General features: G+C 63.4%; 4 protein-coding genes. 3 read left to right on the top strand and 1 reads right to left on the bottom strand.

Annotation, left to right across the window (positions count from 1 at the left end; genetic code table 11):
• Position 1: 1 nt before the first annotated feature.
• Entirely contained in the window at positions 2–1,291 is a 1,290-nt protein-coding gene (locus FJ951_RS11835) for an HlyD family type I secretion periplasmic adaptor subunit (RefSeq protein ID WP_140497322.1), read from the top strand.
• Positions 1,281–1,916 carry a ribbon-helix-helix domain-containing protein gene (locus tag FJ951_RS11830; protein WP_140515174.1) on the top strand — a complete coding sequence of 212 codons (636 nt, stop codon included), beginning with the start codon at positions 1,281–1,283 and terminating at the stop codon, positions 1,914–1,916. The genes FJ951_RS11835 and FJ951_RS11830 overlap by 11 nt, the downstream gene beginning before the upstream one ends.
• A gap of 128 nt (positions 1,917–2,044) precedes the next feature.
• Here FJ951_RS11830 and FJ951_RS11825 read toward each other — a convergent pair whose 3' ends face one another.
• Positions 2,045–3,013, bottom strand: a complete 969-nt coding sequence (locus tag FJ951_RS11825; RefSeq protein ID WP_140515173.1) for a transglutaminase-like cysteine peptidase — start codon at positions 3,011–3,013, stop codon at positions 2,045–2,047.
• 323 nt (positions 3,014–3,336) lie between these two features.
• Between FJ951_RS11825 and FJ951_RS11820 the strand changes: the two genes are divergently transcribed.
• Positions 3,337–19,749 carry a DUF5801 repeats-in-toxin domain-containing protein gene (locus FJ951_RS11820; RefSeq protein WP_140515172.1) on the top strand — a complete coding sequence of 5,471 codons (16,413 nt, stop codon included), beginning with the start codon at positions 3,337–3,339 and terminating at the stop codon, positions 19,747–19,749.
• Positions 19,750–19,770: the final 21 nt, after the last annotated feature.

Below are 19,770 nucleotides of genomic sequence, written 5' to 3'. Positions count from 1 at the left end.
AATGCTTGCAAGGGAAGACCGGCCGCCGCTCTTTGCGTCGGCGTCCATATTTATCATAGGTGCACTCTTCGTGTCTTCCGTTGCTTGGGCGTCCTTTGCCGAGGTGGATGAAATCGCACGCGGCGACGGCAAGGTCATACCTGCTTCCAAAACGCAGATCATCCAGGCCAGCGAGCCGGGCGTCGTCCAGGAAATTGCCGTCAAGATCGGGCAGGTCGTGAAGAAGAACGACCTCATCATCCGCCTCGACAATACGTTCAACACCTCTAGCCTTGGCGAGCAACAGGCCAAGGCACGGGCATTACAGACCCGCATTGCACGGCTGAAGTTCGAGCAGAGCGGCGATCTGCAAGGCGAATTTCCATGTCCGGCCGAAATCCAGAAGGTCGCCCCGGAAATCTGCGACAACGAGCAGAAGCTGCTCGTCGCCCGCCGCGACAACTTCGAAGTCAAGCTGTCGGTTCTCAAGTCGCGCCTCGATCAGCGCGAGAAGGAATTGGACGAGGCGACCGCCAATTCCGATCGCCTCACGAAGAATCTGGTCGTCAGCGACCAGGAGGCAAAGCTGGTCGAAGCCATGGTCAAGAAAGGCCTGATGGCGCGAACCGAGCAACTCCGGGTCGAACGCGAGCAGACCGAGCTCAATGGGCAGCTGACGCTTGCTGGAGAAACCACCAAGAAAGCCAAATCGGCTATCACCGAGGCCCAGCTTCAGGTCGACGAGCTCGGCCTGCAGCTGCAACAGGAGGCGCTGAGCGACCTCACGCAGGCGCTGGCTGACCTCTCGGTGGTCGATGAAACCATTCGCGGCGCGACCGACAAGGTGGCCCGCACCGACATCCGTTCTCCAGTCGACGGTATCGTCAACACGCTTGACATCAATACGGTTGGCGCGTTCGTGCAGCCCGGCGCGGTGGTCGCCGGCATCGTTCCGACTTCGGAGACCTTGCTGGTCGAAGCGCGGGTTTCGCCCCGCGACGTTGCCTTCATCCGGCCGGACCAGGAGGCGCTGATCAAGGTCACCGCCTATGATTTCTCGATCTTCGGCGGCATCGAAGGCAAGGTCTCGAACATCACCGCCGACAGTCTCGTCGACCAGAAGACAGGCGAGCCCTATTATCAGGTGCGCGTCGCGACCGACAGGTCGACGCTGACGCGGGATGGCAAGACCTATTCGATCATCCCGGGCATGATCTGCTCCGTCGACATCAAGACCGGCCGCAAGACGATCCTGACCTACCTGCTGAAACCCATAAACAAGGCACGAGAGGAGGCGATGAGTGAACGATAGCGCCACGCCTCCCGCTGTCCTTGAGCGATTGCTCGTGCCGATGGCTACGGAAGACCTCGGTATGGAGTTCCGGGTTGTCGCGCGCCGCGGCATCCGCCGCGGCATCCGCCTGGAGCGGACGTTCTGGACGTCGCTCAGGCAGATGGCGGAAAGCCGCAAATGCACGATCGGCATGCTTGTCGATGAGATCGCCGAGAGCCAGCCTCCGGCCGGCAATCTGACGTCGGCGATCAGGGTTGCCTGCATTCGTGACTTGACGGAAGAAAACCTGACGTTGAAGAGGCTTGCGTCGATCAGGACGATCACCGCGATACTGGTCGCCTGCCCCTCGCCCGCCTTCGCCCTTTCATCGTCGAAAAAGATCCTGACCTTCAACGCTCCGTTCCAACAATTGGTAAAGCGCCAATTGCCGACGGCGCCGAGCGATGACGGGCGTCAGGATCTCAGGCTGGCGCTCGATCTCAACGTGGCGGACATCTTCGCGCGGCTGGATGCCAATGGCGAGATTCCGGTCGCCAGCGGGTTCGTCATCGGCGCCGGCGAACGCCGATATCGTGGCCAATTGAATGCCGTGCGAGCACCGCTGGTCGGGCAGGACCTGCTGATGGCATTCGTCAGCGGCTAGCAGCAGTTCCAGGAAAAGTGCGAAACGCTTCCCGGGAAAAGCGTGTAGCGCTTTCCGTTGGGAATTGCGCAAAACAAAGAGATAGAGCGGTTCGGCGTTTTCCATAAAAGCCGGCGAACCGCGGTTGCTCACCGACGGGCAAGCGCTCCAGAAGCCGTGTCGGGCTGCAATCCCTCGCCGGGCGCGACGCCTGCAAAACCGCCCTTGATCTCCGCGACCTGCGCGCTGCCCGATCTCGAACCATGGATCCAGGCTCGGTCCGTGCTGAAGGAATAAAGCGGCACATAATCGGGGAGATCGCTGTCGCGCAGCACGGTGTTGTTGAGGCTGTCGAGAATGAACACGCCACTTGCCGTGCTTACCGACAGGACCGCATGGAAGAATCCCCGCCTGCGATCCTGGAGAACAACCAACGCCATGCTTTGCGCGGGGATGCCGGCCCTCAGCAGCGCCGTCATCTTCAGTATGACGAAATCCTCGCAGTCGCCGGCGCGCTTATCGAGCACCTCGGTGGGCTTTGCCCAGTAATCGAGCTTGCCATAGATGACGCTGTCCTTCCTGTAGGCGATCAGGTGATTGATGCCGCTGTTGACGAATGAAAGTTTCTCGCTGAACCCTTTGCCCTGTGCCGACGAGATCAGCCTGGCAAAAGCCGCACTCTTCTGCTCGCAGGCACTGCCCGCCGAGCAGCCGACAATTGCCTGGTAGACCGGTGCCCACCGCGCGGCGACGGGAAAGTTATGCATGGACAACGCGACCGAGCCGAACACGCCGGGGATAATCGTTGCCGTCTTGATGGGATCAATTCCGACATTCGCAGGCGCCGGCGCAACGCCCGCTTGGGCATCGTCGATCGTGTAACTCATGGAAACCAGGTCGGGCTGGTATCCTACCGCCGGTCGCCAAGGCTGGAATCTTTCCAGGGAAACGCCGCCCAGGCTGGGCGGCATCCGCACGTCTTCAACAAGCCCGCCGACCGAAGCGGTGCCCTCTAAATGGACGCTCGCGAGCGATGGCTGCGGCAGGCCTGCGAGGCTGATCGTCAGCAAGAGTAGCTTGAGGCCGGCTGTTCCCGGCGCGGTTTTTTCTTTTTTCATAACGCCCACCTTTTGACTGTGGACGGTACCGATCTTGTCTCAAATTATTGCCAATGAAGGTAGATAATGGCGACGAAACTTGTTTCCACTATTTTTCGTAAAATTTTATTTGAATTTATACTTCTATTTACCATGCAACAGGGGGCGAGGCCTCATCCGCACTGGCACCTATCGACTTATATAACAGAATATATGCTCCCAGTTTACCACGCGTAAAAAATGCCATTGTAGGCATATAATGGTATATAAAGTAGATTGACGGACGGTTGCAAAGTAATGGCTGCCGCTGTCTCTTTCGGGGAAATGCCGGAGGGGTACAAGCAATGACCATCAATAACGAATTGGACGCCGTTTCGGGTTCGTGGGACGAGCATTCCATGGCCAGTGAACGTCACGACCAGACCTCGCCGGCAGAGTTCCAGGTCGCACAGGCGGCTTCGACGCAACAGGCCGCGCCGGCAGCGGCCGAACCAGTGCCGGTCGATGTGGGCAGTGGCGCGCCGGCGGAAGCACCCGCGGAGGCGAAGGCCCAGGCGGCAGCCGCGCCGCACGAATACGTCGCCGACGCCGGCAACGTCGTGAAGCTTCCGGCGAACGTCTCTATCGACAACATCAAGGTCGACGGCCACAATCTCGTGCTCGAACAGGCCGACGGCTCGGTCATCGTGATCAAGGACGGCGCGCTCAACGTGCCGACCTTCGTACTTGGCGACGTCGAGGTGCCGCGCGTCGCCTTGATCGCCGCGCTCGAGGCGAGCCATGTGGATGTCGCCTTCGGCGCCGATGGTTCGATGTCGGCTGGCCCTGGAGGTTCGACCTCGAGCGCCGGTGGAAATTTTGAAATTCCTCCTGGCGGCATCGGCGATGGATTTGATCTTTCGGCGCTCTTGCCGCCGACCGATCTGCAGTTCGGGCAGGCCGAGAGGCGGGAACTGTTCCTTCCCAATGCGAACCCGGAATTTGGCGATCTCACCGTCCGCGTGTCGGAAGAAGGGCTTTCCGGCGCAAACCCGGACGGCGATCCCGGCTCACCCTTCGACGAATCGAATCTTTCGGTGATCAACGGCAGCTTCGGCGCTACGGATCCCAATGGCGATCCGCTGACCTACGGCCTCGGAGTGCCTGCCACGACGCTTACCTCGCACGGCACCGACGTCGTGTGGGAACTGGTCGATTCGACGCATCTCGTCGGCAGGGTCGGATCGGACGTTGTGATCAGCGTCACCATCACGGATGCGAGCACGGGAACCTTCCAGATCGCCCTGCTCGGTCCCCTCGACCACCCGCTGGCCGGCTTCGAGGATGACCTCTCCATCGTCGTCCCGGTTACCGTGCAGGACCCGTTCGGCGGCTCGGCAACGGCCAACATGACCGTGATCGTCGAGGACGACAGCCCTGCCCTGACGGTGGGCAACACGGCAGCCAGTTCCGCGGTGCTCGATGAAAGCAACGCCGGTTCGCCGGCTGGCTTTCCGATCGATGTGACGAGCGCCAACCCGATTATTTCCGTTGCATCCAATTTCGGTGCCGACGGCGCCGCCGCCGGCGGCGGCATCGCCTATGCGCTGGGCCTGACCGGCAATGTCGCATCGCTCGATTCGGGCCTGAAGACGGCCATTGGCGATTTTGCGATCACGCTGCTGCAGACCAATGCGACGACGGTCACCGGCACTTATCAGAACGGCGGCACCCACACCGCCTTTACCATCGTCATCAACGGCAATGGCACGCTTACGGTCACCCAATACGCTCCGCTGGAGCACACTGTCGATGGATCGAGCGCTGCTGCCCATGACGACGTGCTGACCCTCTCGGGCAAGATCACAGCCTCGGTGACCGTCACCGACTTCGATGGCGACAGCGCATTCGGCGGTGCCCAGATCGGCGGCGCGATCCAGTTCCACGACGATGGACCTTTGGTGACAGTCGTCGCCGACGCCGGCGCCGTGGTCTCACTCGACGAAACGCAGGCCTTGAGCATGGCGGCTGCGATCAACACAGGAACCATCGTCAAGGGCGATGATCCCGATATCGGCGGTACCGGGGCGATCACCTCCGGCACCAGCAACGGCGCCCTGGTCAATGTGACGGCGCTGTTCGGCGGCGACGGCCCGGCGGCAAGCACCGCCACCGTCTATCAGCTGAGCGTCACGAACGCCGTTTCCGGCCTGACCGTCACCGACGGCTCAACGATCACCTTGCAGACGCTTGCGAACGGAGTGGTTGTCGGAGTCGTGCAGGGCGGCGCGTTCAAGGGCGAGGCCGCGTTCGCGCTGTCGATCGATCCGGCCACCGGCAAGGTGACCGTCGAGCAATATCTGTCGCTCCACCATTCCGACACCGGTAATCCCGACGACACGGTTGCACTCACCGCCGGCTCGCTGGCCGTGAAGGTCACGGTCACGGATAGCGATGGCGACTCCGCCAGCGCCAGCGCCGACGTGTCGGGCCAGATCAGTTTCGACGACGACGGGCCGAAGGTGACGGCTGTCGCCGCCACCGGCGTTACGGTAGCGCTTGACGAGACGGCGACCACGAGCACCCCGGCTGGGATCGACACTGGTACGGTCACCAAGGGCGAGGATCCCGATGTCGGCGGCACCGGCGCGATCGCGCACGGCACCAGCGACAGTGCCTTCGTCAACATCACGGCGCTGTTCGGCGCCGACGGTCCGGCCGTTTCGGGCAGCACCGTCTATGCGCTAAGCGTCACCAATGCGGTCTCCGGCCTTGCTGTCACCGACGGCTCGCTGATCACCTTGCAGACGCTGGCCAACGGCGTCGTGGTCGGCGTCGTCCAGGGCGGCATGTTCGATGGCGATGCGGCGTTCGCGCTGTCGATCGATCCGGCCACCGGCAAGGTGACCGTCGAGCAATATCTGTCGCTTCATCATTCGGACGCCTCCAATCCGGACGACACGGTGGTGCTGGACCTGCATTCGGTCGCAGTGAGCGTGACCGTCACGGATGGCGACGGCGACACCGCCAGCGCCAGCGCCGATGTCTCGGGCCAGATCAGCTTCGACGACGATGGTCCGAGCCTGACCATCTCGCAGCCGAACGGTGCCTTGAACGGCCTGTTCCTGGACGGCTTCGTCCCCAATGGCGACGCCTGGGGTGCGGGCAGCGGCACCACGACCGGTCCCGCCGGCGCCTGGACCGTCACGGCCTCGCCTTACGAGGGCGCCAGCAGCATCGAATTGCAGAAGGTCGGTGACGGCTATCGCGGTGCAGACAGCCCGACCAACAGCGTTATGGTCGACCTCGAGGCCAGCCCCGGCAACATCCAGATCTCGCAGACCATGCTGCTCAGCGCCGGCGAATACCGCATCTCCTTCGAGATCGGCGCCGCCAACGACACCAGCCTCCCACACAGCGCCAAGCTCGAAGTGCTGTGGAACGGCGTCTCGGTCGGAACCTATGATCCCACGTCGGGCGTCATGCAGACCATCGCCATCGACGTCACGGCGACGGCCGGCGACAACTCACTGACGTTCCGTGAAATCGGCGAAAAGGGCGACAATACCGGCACCTTCCTTGCCAACATCAAGGTGGGCGACATCATCGTTATCGACGAGACCGCAGGTGTCGATGCCGATTCCGACGACACCACTAATCAGGCCGTCAAGGACCTGTTTATCGGCGTCAATGCCGGGACCGATCCCGACATGCCGCTGCACCAATATGCGCAAGGCAGCGGCGGCGTCGTGAACGCCACGGCGCTGTTCGGCGCCGACGGACCGGCAGCGAAAGCCTCGCTCGTCTATGCGCTCACCCTTGCCAGCAATACGGGCGTGGATTCCGGCCTGAAGACCACCGATGGCCACGCAATCTCGCTGTTCAACGACGGCAACGGCCACATCATCGGCGTCTATGACGCCAACAACAACGGCATCACCGCCACCGACAAGGTCGCCTTCGCCCTGCATGTCGATGCCGCCACCGGCCAGGTCGCGGTTGCGCAATACGTCTCGCTCCAGCATCCCGACACCCACAGCAACGACGAGGGCATCGCGCTCGGCGCCGGCTCGGTCTCGGTCACCGTGACGGCGACCGATGGCGACGGCGACCACGTCACACAAAGCGCCGACATCTCTCAGACTGTCGTCTTCGAGGACGACGGGCCGAAGGTCCTGAGCGGCCATGCCGCACCGGTGACGATCGACGAGGACGACATATTCAGCCCCTGGTCGCAGGGTACCTCGCCCTATGACGGATCCGGCGACGGTTCGGGCACGGAGTTCCCGCTGGGTGCGGCGATCGCATCCGGCTCGCTGAACGGGCTTGTCGACTTCGGCGCCGACGGCCCGGCCGCCGGCGGCGGTTTCGGCTTCACCGGCACGGCGGCCGCAGACCTGACGGCGATCGGGCTGTCGTCGAAGGGCGCCGAGCTGAGCTGGATGGTCCAGGGCAACACGCTGGTCGGCTTTGCCGACAGCAACCACAACGGCGCTTACAACCCGTTTGGCGACCGCACCGTGATGACGGTGACGCTGAACGCCTCGAGCGGCGCCTTTGTGGTACGCCAGTTCGACCAGCTCGACCATGTCGCGCCGCCGGCCGGAACATCGGACCAGAACACCGCGCTGCAGACGCATCTGGGCGGCGGCAGCGTGGCCGGCATCGACCTCGGCTCGGTGTTCCAGGCCAAGGACGGCGACGGCGATACGGTGACGCTGACCGGCAAGGCGACGGTCACCGTGGTCGACGACGTGCCGCAGGTGTTCATCACCGCGACCGGCGTGTCGGTCGTGCATGACGAGACGGCGGGCAACCAGAACGACGACACCAGCAGCGCCTCGGTCGCGCACCAGTTCGATTCGCTTGGACTGGGCACGGCAAGCCTGGGCTATGCGCATGGCAACCTGCCGGTGGTGCTGTTCGGCTCGCTGCCCGGCACGGACGAGCCGCGCGCGGCCGTGCTCAGCCTTTCGGTTGCAGAGCCGGGCACCGATTCGGGCCTGAAGACGACCGACGGGCACGAGATCTCGCTGTTCAAGGAAGGCAATCTGATCGTCGGCCGCGTCGACAACGCGAACGGTACGGCCAATCCCGGCGGCGCCATTGCCTTCGCGGTCTCGGTCGACCAGACCGGCCATATCTCGACGGCACAGTATCTGTCGCTGCAGCATCCGCTGGCCGGCAACGGTTCGGGCGGCTCCTATGACGAGCCGGTCAACCTGTCGGGCAAGATCAATGCGGTGGTCACCGTCACCGACTTCGACGGCGACACAGTCAGCCAGTCGCTCGCCATCGGCGCCAAGATCGTCTTCGACGACGACGGGCCGAAGGTCCTGAGCGGCCATGCCGCGCCGGTGACGATCGACGAGGACGACATTGCCAGCCTGCTGTCGCAGGGAACCTCGCCCTATGACGGGTCCGGCGACGGTTCGGGCACGGAGTTCCCGCTGGGTGCGGCGATCGCATCCGGCTCGCTGAACGGGCTTGTCGACTTCGGCGCCGACGGCCCGGCCGCCGGCGGCGGTTTCGGCTTCACCGGCACGGCGGCCGCAGACCTGACGGCCATCGGGCTGTCGTCGAAGGGCGTCGAGCTGAGCTGGGCGGTCCAGGGCAACACGCTGGTCGGCTTTGTCGACAGCAACCACAACGGCGCTTACAACGGGCTTAGCGACCGCACCGTGATGACGGTGACGCTGAATGCCTCGAGCGGCGCCTTCGTGGTGCGCCAGTTCGACCAGCTCGACCATGTCGCGCCGCCGGCCGGAACATCGGACCAGAACACCGCGCTGCAGACGCATCTGGGCGGCGGCAGCGTGGCCGGCATCGACCTCGGCTCGGTGTTCCAGGCCAAGGACGGCGACGGCGATACGGTGACGCTGACCGGCAAGGCGACGGTCACCGTGGTCGACGACGTGCCGCAGGTGTTCATCACCGCGACCGGCGTGTCGGTCGTGCATGACGAGACGGCGGGCAACCAGAACGACGACACCAGCAGCGCCTCGGTCGCACATCAGTTCGATTCGCTTGGACTGGGCCCGGCAAGCCTGGGCTATGCGCATGGCAACCATGCGGTGGTGCTGTTCGGCTCGCTGCCCGGCACGGACGAGCCGCGCGCGGCCGTGCTCAGCCTTGCGGTTGCAGAGCCAGGCACCGATTCGGGCCTGAAGACGACCGACGGGCACGAGATCTCGCTGTTCAAGCAAGGCAATCTGATCGTCGGCCGCGTCGACAACGCGAACGGTACGGCCAATCCCGGCGGCGCCATTGCCTTCGCGGTCTCGGTCGACCAGACCGGCCATATCTCGACGGCACAGTATCTGTCGCTGCAGCATCCGCTGGCCGGCAACGGTTCGGGCGATTCTTATAATGAGCCGGTCAACCTGTCCGGCAAGATCAATGCGGTGGTCACGGTCACCGACTTCGACGGCGACACAGTCAGCCAGTCGCTCGCCATCGGCGCCAAGATCATCTTCGAGGACGACGGGCCGAAGGTGACGGCTGTCGCCGCCAGCGGCGTTACGGTAGCGCTTGACGAGACGGCGACCGCGAGCACCCCGGCTGGGATCGACGCTGGTACGGTCACCAAGGGCGAGGATCCCGATGTCGGCGGCACCGGCGCGATCGCGCACGGCACCAGCGACAGTGCCTTCGTCAACATCACGGCGCTGTTCGGCGCCGACGGTCCGGCCGTTTCGGGCAGCACCGTCTATGCGCTAAGCGTCACCAATGCGGTCTCCGGCCTTGCCGTCACCGACGGCTCGCTGATCACCTTGCAGACGCTGGCCAACGGCGTCGTGGTCGGCGTCGTGCAGGGCGGAACGTTCAATGGCGATGCGGCGTTCGCGCTGTCGATCGATCCGGCCACCGGCAAGGTGACCGTCGAGCAATATCTGTCGCTTCATCATTCGGACGCCTCCAATCCGGACGACACGGTGGTGCTGGACCTGCATTCGGTCGCAGTGAGCGTGACCGTCACGGATGGCGACGGCGACACCGCCAGTGCCAGCGCCGATGTCTCGGGCCAGATCAGCTTCGACGACGATGGTCCGAGCCTGACCATCTCGCAGCCGAACGGTGCCTTGAACGGCCTGTTCCTGGACGGCTTCGTCCCCAATGGCGACGCCTGGGGTGCGGGCAGCGGCACCACGACCGGTCCCGCCGGCGCCTGGACCGTCACGGCCTCGCCTTACGAGGGCGCCAGCAGCATCGAATTGCAGAAGGTCGGTGACGGCTATCGCGGTGCAGACAGCCCGACCAACAGCGTTATGGTCGACCTCGAGGCCAGCCCCGGCAACATCCAGATCTCGCAGACGCTGCATGGCCTCAGCGCCGGCGAATACCGCATCTCCTTCGAGATCGGCGCCGCCAACGACACCAGCCTCCTACACAGCGCCAAGCTCGAAGTGCTGTGGAACGGCGTCTCGGTCGGAACCTACGATCCCACGTCGGGCGTCATGCAGACCATCGCCATCGACGTCACGGCGACGGCCGGCGACAACTCACTGACGTTCCGTGAAATCGGCGAAGCAGGCGACAACACCGGCACCTTCCTTGCCAACATCAAGGTCGGCGACATCATCGTTATCGACGAGACCGCAGGTGTCGATGCCGATTCCGACGACACCACCGATCCTGCCGTGGCGGCCCTGTTTGCCGGCGTCAATGCCGGGACCGATCCCGACATGCCGCTGCACCAATATGCGCAAGGCAGCGGCGGCGTCGTGAACACCACGGCGCTGTTCGGCGCCGACGGACCGGCAGCGAAAGCTTCGCTCGTCTATGCGCTCACCCTTGCCAGCAATACGGGCGTGGATTCCGGCCTGAAGACCACCGATGGCCACGCAATCTCGCTGTTCAACGACGGCAACGGCCACATCATCGGCGTCTATGACGCCAACAACAACGGCGTTACCGCCACCGACAAGGTCGCCTTCGCGCTGCATGTCGATGCCGCCACCGGCCAGGTCGCGGTTGCGCAATACGTCTCGCTCCAGCATCCCGACACCAGCAGCAACGACGAGGGCATCGCGCTCGGCGCCGGCTCGGTCTCGGTCACCGTCACGGCGACCGATGGCGACGGCGACCACGTCACACAAAGCGCCGACATCTCTCAGACCGTCGTCTTCGAGGATGACGGGCCGAAGGCGGTCGGAACCGCCTCGATCACGGCGAATGTCGACGAAGACGGGCTTGCCGGGCACAACCCAGATGCCGGCAGGCCGGGTGAGACGGGAGCGATCGGCCTTTCCGCGACCGTCACGGGCGCTGCCGGCGCGCTGACCGCGCTCGTCGACTTCGGCGCCGACGGCCCGGGCGCCCAGGCGTTTCATCTTGCCTCGACGGCCGTGCCGGCGGATTCCGGCCTTACGTCGCAGGGCGCGCATGTGCTCATCGTATCCGATGGGAGCACCTTGCATGGTTATGCCGAGGCAGGAAACGGCGCCGGCTTCTCGACCGGCGACCGCGAGATCTTCCAGCTGACCGTGGGGGCCAACGGCTCCTACGTCTTCACGCTCAAGGATCAGATCGATCATCCGGCGCTGGACGGCCAGGCCGGAGACAATGGCGAAAACCAGCTGACGAGCCCGATCGATCTTTCCTCGTATATCGTCGCGACCGACGGTGACGGCGACTCCATCTCCCTTGGCGCCGGGACCTTCCTGATCCAGGTCCTCGACGACATTCCGGTGCAGACCAGCGCCACCGTCTCCGGCAATGTCGGCGAGGACGCGCTTTTGCTGGCGAACTCGAATGGTCATTCCGTCGGCAATCCCGACGGAGATGGCCTCGGCACGGTCGCGACCGGTTCGCTGAGCTCGCTGGTCTCCGCCGGGGCGGACGAACCCGGTTCCTTCTCGCTGATCCAGAACCCCGCTGGCTTGCCGGCGGCGACATCGAAGGGCGAGGCGATCGTCTACCACGTCGACGGCACGGTGCTGACCGGCTATGTCGAGAGCGGAACACCCGGCCTCGATGCGGGCGACCGCAAAGTCTTCACCCTCGATGTCCAGCCGAACGGCACCTACACCTTCACCTTGCTGGACCAGATCGACCACCTGCCGAACTCCCCCGCCAACGATGACAACCAGAAGCTGGTGCTCGACTTCACACATGCGCTCCAGTTCACCGACGCCGACGGCGACACGATCGCGATCACCGGCGAGACGACGACCACGACAGCCACAACAGGCATGAGCCTGCATTCCGGCCATTATGGCACCTATACCGTGGGCGGCGTTACGTTCGACGGACTAACGTTCAATGGAGCCTTGGCTCACGATTTCAACAATGGCGCCGGGAGCGATTCCTTCAACGTTTCGGATCAGGGCGTCGGCATCGGCGACAATCATATCCATGACAATGAGGGCTTCATCTTCTCGCGGCCCGGCACCGACGCGGTGAGCTTCACCATCAACGGCAACGGTTCGGGCACAATTTCCTGGGAAGCCTACAATGGCGCCGGCGTGCCGGTTTCCGGCAGCTCCGGTTTCCAGATAGGAACGATGACTGTGCCGGCCAACGGCTCAGTCGTCACGATCGACCCGGCGGGCACGTTCGACCATCTGGTGATCCGCTTCGATCTCGACAGCGGCGACAAGATCCGTGCCGACGATTTCCTCTATACATCGACCACGACCACCAGCGGCGGCGTCTTCACCATCGGCATCGAGGACGACATTCCGGTGGCGCTGAACGGCAGCGCCACCCTTCCGACCATTTATGAAGACTCCCTGACGACGGGGCTGTCCACTGGCAATCCCGACGGTGGCAGCCAGCCGAGTTCGATCACGTTCGGGGCATCGGCATTCGCATCCCTGGTGTCGATCGGCGCCGACGATGACGCGACTTTCTCCTTCAACGTTGCCACGAACAAGACATCGGTGGGCGTGTCGTCCGGAGGCTCGGCGGTTCATTTCGAGGTGGGCGTCGATGCCGTCTCGGGCGTGTCGGACGATGGCCGCACGGTGTTCACGATCAAAGACAACGATGACGGCACGTTCACCTTCACGCTGCTCGACCAGGTCGACCACGCGCTGGGTTCCGGCGAGGCCGGGACGCTGGCAATCGACATCGGCTCGCTGTTCAAGGCGACCGACTTCGATGGCGACAGCGTCAACCTCACCGGCACGTTGAATGTCGTGGTGCAGAACGACACGCCGCTCGCGACGACGGCGACGGCTTCGATCATGGTCCGAGAGGACAACCTTAACATGGCCGTCGGTGACGGCGACTTGTCGACCGGCATCACCAACGGGCCAACGGACACGATGTCCACCCACTCCGACGAGGCGACCTTCACCAGCGCGCAGCTGCAGCTGCTGGTCAAGCCAGGCGCCGACGATCCGGCGGTCTTCGTCCTGAACGCCTCCCCGACGGGCGACGTGTTTACCGTGAACGGCGAGGTCGTCACGTCGCATGGCGAGAATGTACGGCTTGGGGCAGGCCCTGCCGGCAGCGTCGTCGGATATGTCGACGGCGGCGCCCATGATTCCGTTTACACGGCCGGCGTCGACCGCGTGGTCTTTACGCTCACCGACAATGGCGGCGGCAGTTTCAAGTTCGATCTCCAGGACCATCTCGACCATAATATTTTCGGTGCGTCGGGGGCTGGCGACGACAAGACGTTGACGCTCGACCTGACCGACGCCTTCAGCGCACGGGATTTCGATGGCGATGTCGCCCCGCTTGGCAACCACGCCATCCAGGTCGTGGTCGAGAACGATGTTCCGGTCGTCGGAACCTCCGCGGTCCAGCTCGACGAGGATGGTTTTGCCGGCGGCAACCTTGGCGGGCCGGCCGATTTCGATCCGGCGACCAGCGGCCCGATCGCGGTCGTTGCCAACCTCAACGTCAATTTCGGCGCGGACGGCGCTGGCATCACGGCGTTCCTGCCCGCCAGCATCACCTTGCCGGCGGCGGGCGAGTTCACGCTGGGCACGGTATCGGCGACCAGCGTGTTCATCCAGCAGCACGGCGTCGACGTGCTGGAGATCGATCTGATCAATGCGGCAACGGGCTCCTACAAGGTGACGCAGTTGCATGCGATCGACCATCCGGCCGCGGGCACCGAAGACAATCTCCAGTTCACCATCGGCTACCAGGCGACGGATTTCGACGGTGACACCGCGACAGGTTCGTTCACCATCAATGTCAACGACGACACGCCGACGATCGTAGCGCCGGGGGCCACCGTTGCGGAAAGCACCGCGGCGAGCTTCTCAAATACATTCACCCCCGCCTCCGCGACCGGCTCGCTGGGCATCTCCTGGGGAGCCGACAACGCCAATCCCGATACCGGCACGCATGACCGCTCAGTCGCCTTCAGCCCGTTGCTGACGGGCGTCCAGGCTGGCCTGACGTCCAATGGCGATGCCATCACCTACACTCTGTCCAGCAACGACACCGTGCTGACGGCGACCGCCACGCACAACTCGGTCATCCGCACCATCTTCACCGTGTCGATCAACGATCAGACGAACGGCAACTATTCGTTCAACCTGCAAGACAATATCGACCATCCGGCTGGAGCCGACCACAATGGCAAGGCCCTGTCCTTCGGCTTCAACGCGACGGATTCGGATGGCGACAGCACGTCGTCCGCCTTCATCGTGCATGTCACCGACGACATTCCGGTCGTCACCAGCCCTGCGGGTACGGGCAATGTGTCGGAGAGCCTGCTGCCCCTGGTACAGCCGACATCCGGCGATCTCAACATCGACTGGAATGCGGACGACAAGGGATCGAGCCATCTCGAATTCGCGCGCGGTCCCGGCAACACTCTCATGGCGCCCGAAGAGCTGACCTCGGGCGGCGTTTCGCTGGACTACGCAGTCCGTCTTGCCGCCAACGGCGTCGATGAGGAACTCGTCGCCTTCAAGCAAGGCGACACCGTATCCAATCCCGTCTTCATGGTGACCCTGAACGGCGTGGGCACGCCGACCTTTGTCTTCACCCTCTGGCAGCCGCTTGACCACGACCACACCGGCGGCAGCGACGCCTCGCTGCCGCTCGGCTTCACCATCAAGGCCGTCGACGGCGACGGCGACTCCGTCACCCAGAGCTTTACGGTCAATGTCGCGGACGACGTGCCGACGGCGTCGATGAACGCACAGGTTCAGCTTGACGACGACGCGCTTGGCGGCATTGCCGGCGGCACTGGCGATGTCGATCCCGACACTGCCAACGTGATGGGAACGCTGGCGCACACTTATGGCGCCGACGGCGCCGGCTCGACGCTGCTGTCGGGCGCCGGCCTGCCGACCTCGTCGGCAGTGAATGGCGACTTCATCCAGACGCTCAACAATGCCGGGACGCTGCTGACGATCAGCCAGATCCAGAACGGCGCCGCGGTGGCGGTGGTGTCGGTATCGCTGTCGGACACGACGGCTGGCGCCTACACGGTGACCCAGCTGCATCCGATCGACCATCCGACGGGCGGCAACGAGAACGATGTGGCATTCACGGTCGGCTACACGACCACCGACCATGACGGCGACACGGTACCCGGTTCGCTGACGATCAACGTCGACGACGACACGCCGGTGGCGCAGAACTATACGGGAGAGACCTTCGTCGAGGGCAGCGCAGCGCACGACATTGGCGACGCGGTGACGCTGCTGGGCATCGGCGCGGGCGCCGACGGCCTGCAGGGCACGCTGCAAGGCCTGGTCTTCGCCAACCAGGGCACGACCGGCGGAACGCTGTCGATCGACGGCGCCGGCCACCTGATCTACACCGCACCGGCGCACCTGACGAGCGTCACGACGGTGACCGAGACGTTCAGCTACACGGTGAGCGACAAGGACGGCGACACCGTCACGAGGCAGGTGACGTTCGGGGTCTCCGACAGCGGCATCACCAATGTGGCGGCCTCGCAGAACCTGACCGTCGACGAGGACGACATCGTCGGGGCCGGCGGCAACGCGGGAGGTCCGGGCGACGATGCGCCGGTGACGGGCGGCCACATCTCCTACACGCTGGGCGCCGATGCCTTGAGCTCGGTGGCGCTGTCGGTCGCCAGCACCGGATTGACCAAGCTCGACGGGACATCGGTCTCGACCAGCTGGGACGCCGCCAGCCACACGCTGACCGGCTACGGCAGCAGCGCCGCGGACGTGGTGTTCACCATCACGCTGAGCAACATCACGGCAACCGGCGCGGACTATACCGTGGCCCTCAACCAGCCGGTCTCGCATCCGGTTCATGACGATGTCTCCACCGGCGCGACGGAAACCGCCTTCGAGGACAATCTCGGCTTCATCGTCACTGCCACGGTGACCGACGCCGACAACAGCACCGGAACCACCAGCTTCACCGTCGCCATCGACGACGATACGCCGGTAGCCAATGCGGACACCTGGGCTTCGACCGTGACCGGCGCCACGATCCTGACCGGCCTGCTGAGCAATGATGCGTTCGGTGCTGATGGCATCGCTATCCAAGGCCAAATCACCACCACAAATGGTGCACACGGCACGGTCGCCTATAACAACGATGGAACCTTCACCTATACCCCGACGGGCGTCTATGTCGGAACAGACTCCTTCACCTACACGATCAAGGACGGCGATGGCGACACGTCGACCGCAACGGTAACGCTCAACGTGCAGACCAACACGGTTCCGTCGGGCGGCGGCACTGTGTCGCTGACATTGAGCGAGGCCGCGCTCGACACCACGCTGGACGGCACAGCGCCCGCCGACCTCCACGCCAGTGCCGTGACCGGCACGAATCCCGGCAGCCGCGGCGAAACCGCTCAGGCAAACACCGGCATCACCTTCACCACATCAGGCGAATCGATCATGGTCGCCTTCGCCGACCCGGTCGGTCCAAGCTGGGCTGCGCCGACGGTTTCCGGCCTGGCTTCCGGTTACTCGATCAGCTGGGCAAAAGTTGGCGACGAACTTGTCGGCACGCTGATGCACGGTGTCACTGGTCTCGGTCCGGCAGTCTATCTGGCGCTCTCCAATACAAGTGCGGGCGCCAACAGCTCCCTCACGCCGGTGGTGACCGCAACACTGACCGACCAGCTTCAGCACGCTGCGGGCTCCGGCGACATCACGATCAACGGGCTTGAGGTGGTGGCAATCGATACCAGCGGTGATCATGTTTCCGGCATGGTCAACTTGACGGTGGTGGACGACGCTCCGCTGCCGTTCGTTCCGGACACGATCTTCGCCGAAGATGTGGCGCATGTGTCCCCAGTTGTTGGCAATTTGAATTATGCTGACAGGGTGGGAGCCGATGGCGTCGGAGATGTAGTCTTCAAGGTGCTTGAGACGTCACCCGTGACCGACCTGGCAGGCCAGAGCATATTCTTCAATGGAGAGCAGGTATTTTACCACGTCGTGGACCCGCATACGATTGAAGGACGGACATCAGTCGCCAATGGGAACGATCTGGCGTTCACAGCAACGTTAGACCCACTTAACGGCACGTGGTCGTTCACCCCGGCAGGAACGCTCTACGCCGGAAATCCTCTGAACACAGCGAACGTTGCTCCATCAGGGGGCAACGATCAGGTAATCGCATTCAACTTCCCTGGCGCCCAAGATCTCCTCGTGACTGCGAACGGCGCCAATACGGTAAACACTTCTACAAACAACTTTGGCGTAGGCGGCGGCCAGAGTATCGCCGGAGGAGAAACCGTCCGATTCGACTTTGTAACCAATGCGTCGACCAGCGGCACTACAAAGACATTTGATACCTACTATGAAGTCTCAAGCTTCACTACGAGCATAACAAAGACCAACAAGGAGCCGATCATGACCATCCGCGCGGTAAACGCGGACGGTGATGCCAATTTTGTTGGTGATGGAGGTGACACGACAGCCGCAGGTATCCTGGTTTTTGTTACCAATGCCGGCGGCTCACTTACGCCCACTGTCACGTATGTTGGGGGGATTGCGAGGGTTACCGGATTAGAAGAAGGAGATATCATCAAGGTTGTCGCTACGACCGATGCATTCAGCGCTATCGAATTCACAGGAGTGGACAATCCTGCGACATCCCAAAGCGATAATTTCAAACTTGGTCCGGCTCAGTTCACGACAACCAACGAAGCCTCCCCGTTCAACGTTGCCATTCCTGTTCTCGGCACCGATGGCGACGGCGATTCGATTGCCGGCACCGTCAACGCAAGTCTGTCACCGGATCCAGCGACATTGGAAGGAACGAGCGGTGGAGATGCCCTTGTCGCGACCACTATCGTCCATAATCTCTTCGGCTTCGATGGCAATGATACGCTTACCGGCCTTGATGGTCACTCAAGCCTTTTGGCCGGAGGGCGCGGAGACGACATTCTCCATGGCGGTTCGGGCGCAGACCAGTTGAATGGCGGCTCGGGCGCGGACCAGTTGTATGGTAGCGGCGGCAATGACACCCTAGTCGGCGGCGCCGGCGCCGACACGATGACAGGCGGCGCTGGCGCTGACACCTTCACAATTGGAATCGGGGATTCGTCTCCGACTATAGGCGGCTCAGGCGATGCCGGCACGATCTCCGGCTATGACATCATCATGGATTTCGTCGCCGGCACCGACAAGCTGACCCTGCCGGGGGCGCTGATGGCTGCGACCGGCGGCAATGTCGATGGCGGGAATTCGACGTTGACGATTGGCGGCGACACGGTTCAGTCCCATTCGGTCACGAACGGCATTGCCACGTTCTTCGGGACGGACACCTTTGCAAACCCGTTGACGGTCAACTCGACCGCAAGTTTGGCGGCGGCTGTCCAGTATCTGACGCTGACGGATATCGGGAACGCCGGGGCGACACTCGCCTTCACCGCAACCATCGCGGCGGTTAGCCATACATTTGTCTACACCCAGGCTGGTGCGGATGCGGGCGTGGGAACTCTCGTCGATCTTCAGGGCATCACCATATCGAACCTGAACACCCTGATCGGAGGGTCGGTCGATCCGATCATCCTCGACCTGAACCATGACAGCTTTGCCTTCTCCGATGTCAATCATGGCGTCCAGTTCGACATCAATGGCGATGGGGCGAAGGATCAGGTCGCCTGGAACACCTCGAATGACGGCATGCTGGCGGTCGATCTCAACCATGACGGCAAGATCGACGACGGCACGGAACTGTTCACGCCGAGCTTCGGCGGCGGCAAGTTCGCCAGCGGGGCGGCGGCACTCGCCTCGCTCGATGGCAATCATGACGGCGTCATCGATCACAATGACGCCGCCTTCGACAGCCTGCTGATCTGGAAGGACGCCAATACCAACGGCGCCAGCGATGCCGGGGAATTGTCGCACCTCGCGGATAACGGTATCGTCTCGATCAGCACGGCGGCCAGCCCCGCCGTGGGCGAAATCGACGGGCAGACCGTGACAGGCAACGGCACGTTCCAGATGGCCGACGGCACCACCGGCAACTATGTCGAGGTCGAACTCGACACCTCGCTCGGTGCCCCCGCACAGCCGACCGTCGCCTCCGACGGCACGAAGACCTTCGCCATCGGCTCTCTCGAGGTGACCGACCTGATCGCCGACTTCCATGACGGGGCCAAGGGCGACCAGATCGATCTTACGGCATTGCTGAAGGGCCTGGCCGGCGTCACCGATCTCGAAGCCGGCGGCTTCGTGGAGATCGCGCAGTCCTCCGCCAATGCGGCGAACGCCGAGGTCAAGGTCGACACCAATGGCGGCGGCGACAACTATCACACGGTGGCGGTGCTGGAGAACTATACGTTCCACAGTGCCGCCGAAGCGGTCAAAATACTCTATGACGACAGCCATGGTACCAAGCAGGACGTAGCCTAAGGGGCGAAAGGAACGGGGTGA

Origin of the sequence: Mesorhizobium sp. B2-2-3, from assembly GCF_006442405.1 — a bacterium.
Classification (GTDB): domain Bacteria; phylum Pseudomonadota; class Alphaproteobacteria; order Rhizobiales; family Rhizobiaceae; genus Mesorhizobium.
The sequence above is the reverse complement of the archived record's forward strand: the minus strand, read 5'-3'. Positions and strand labels throughout refer to the sequence as shown.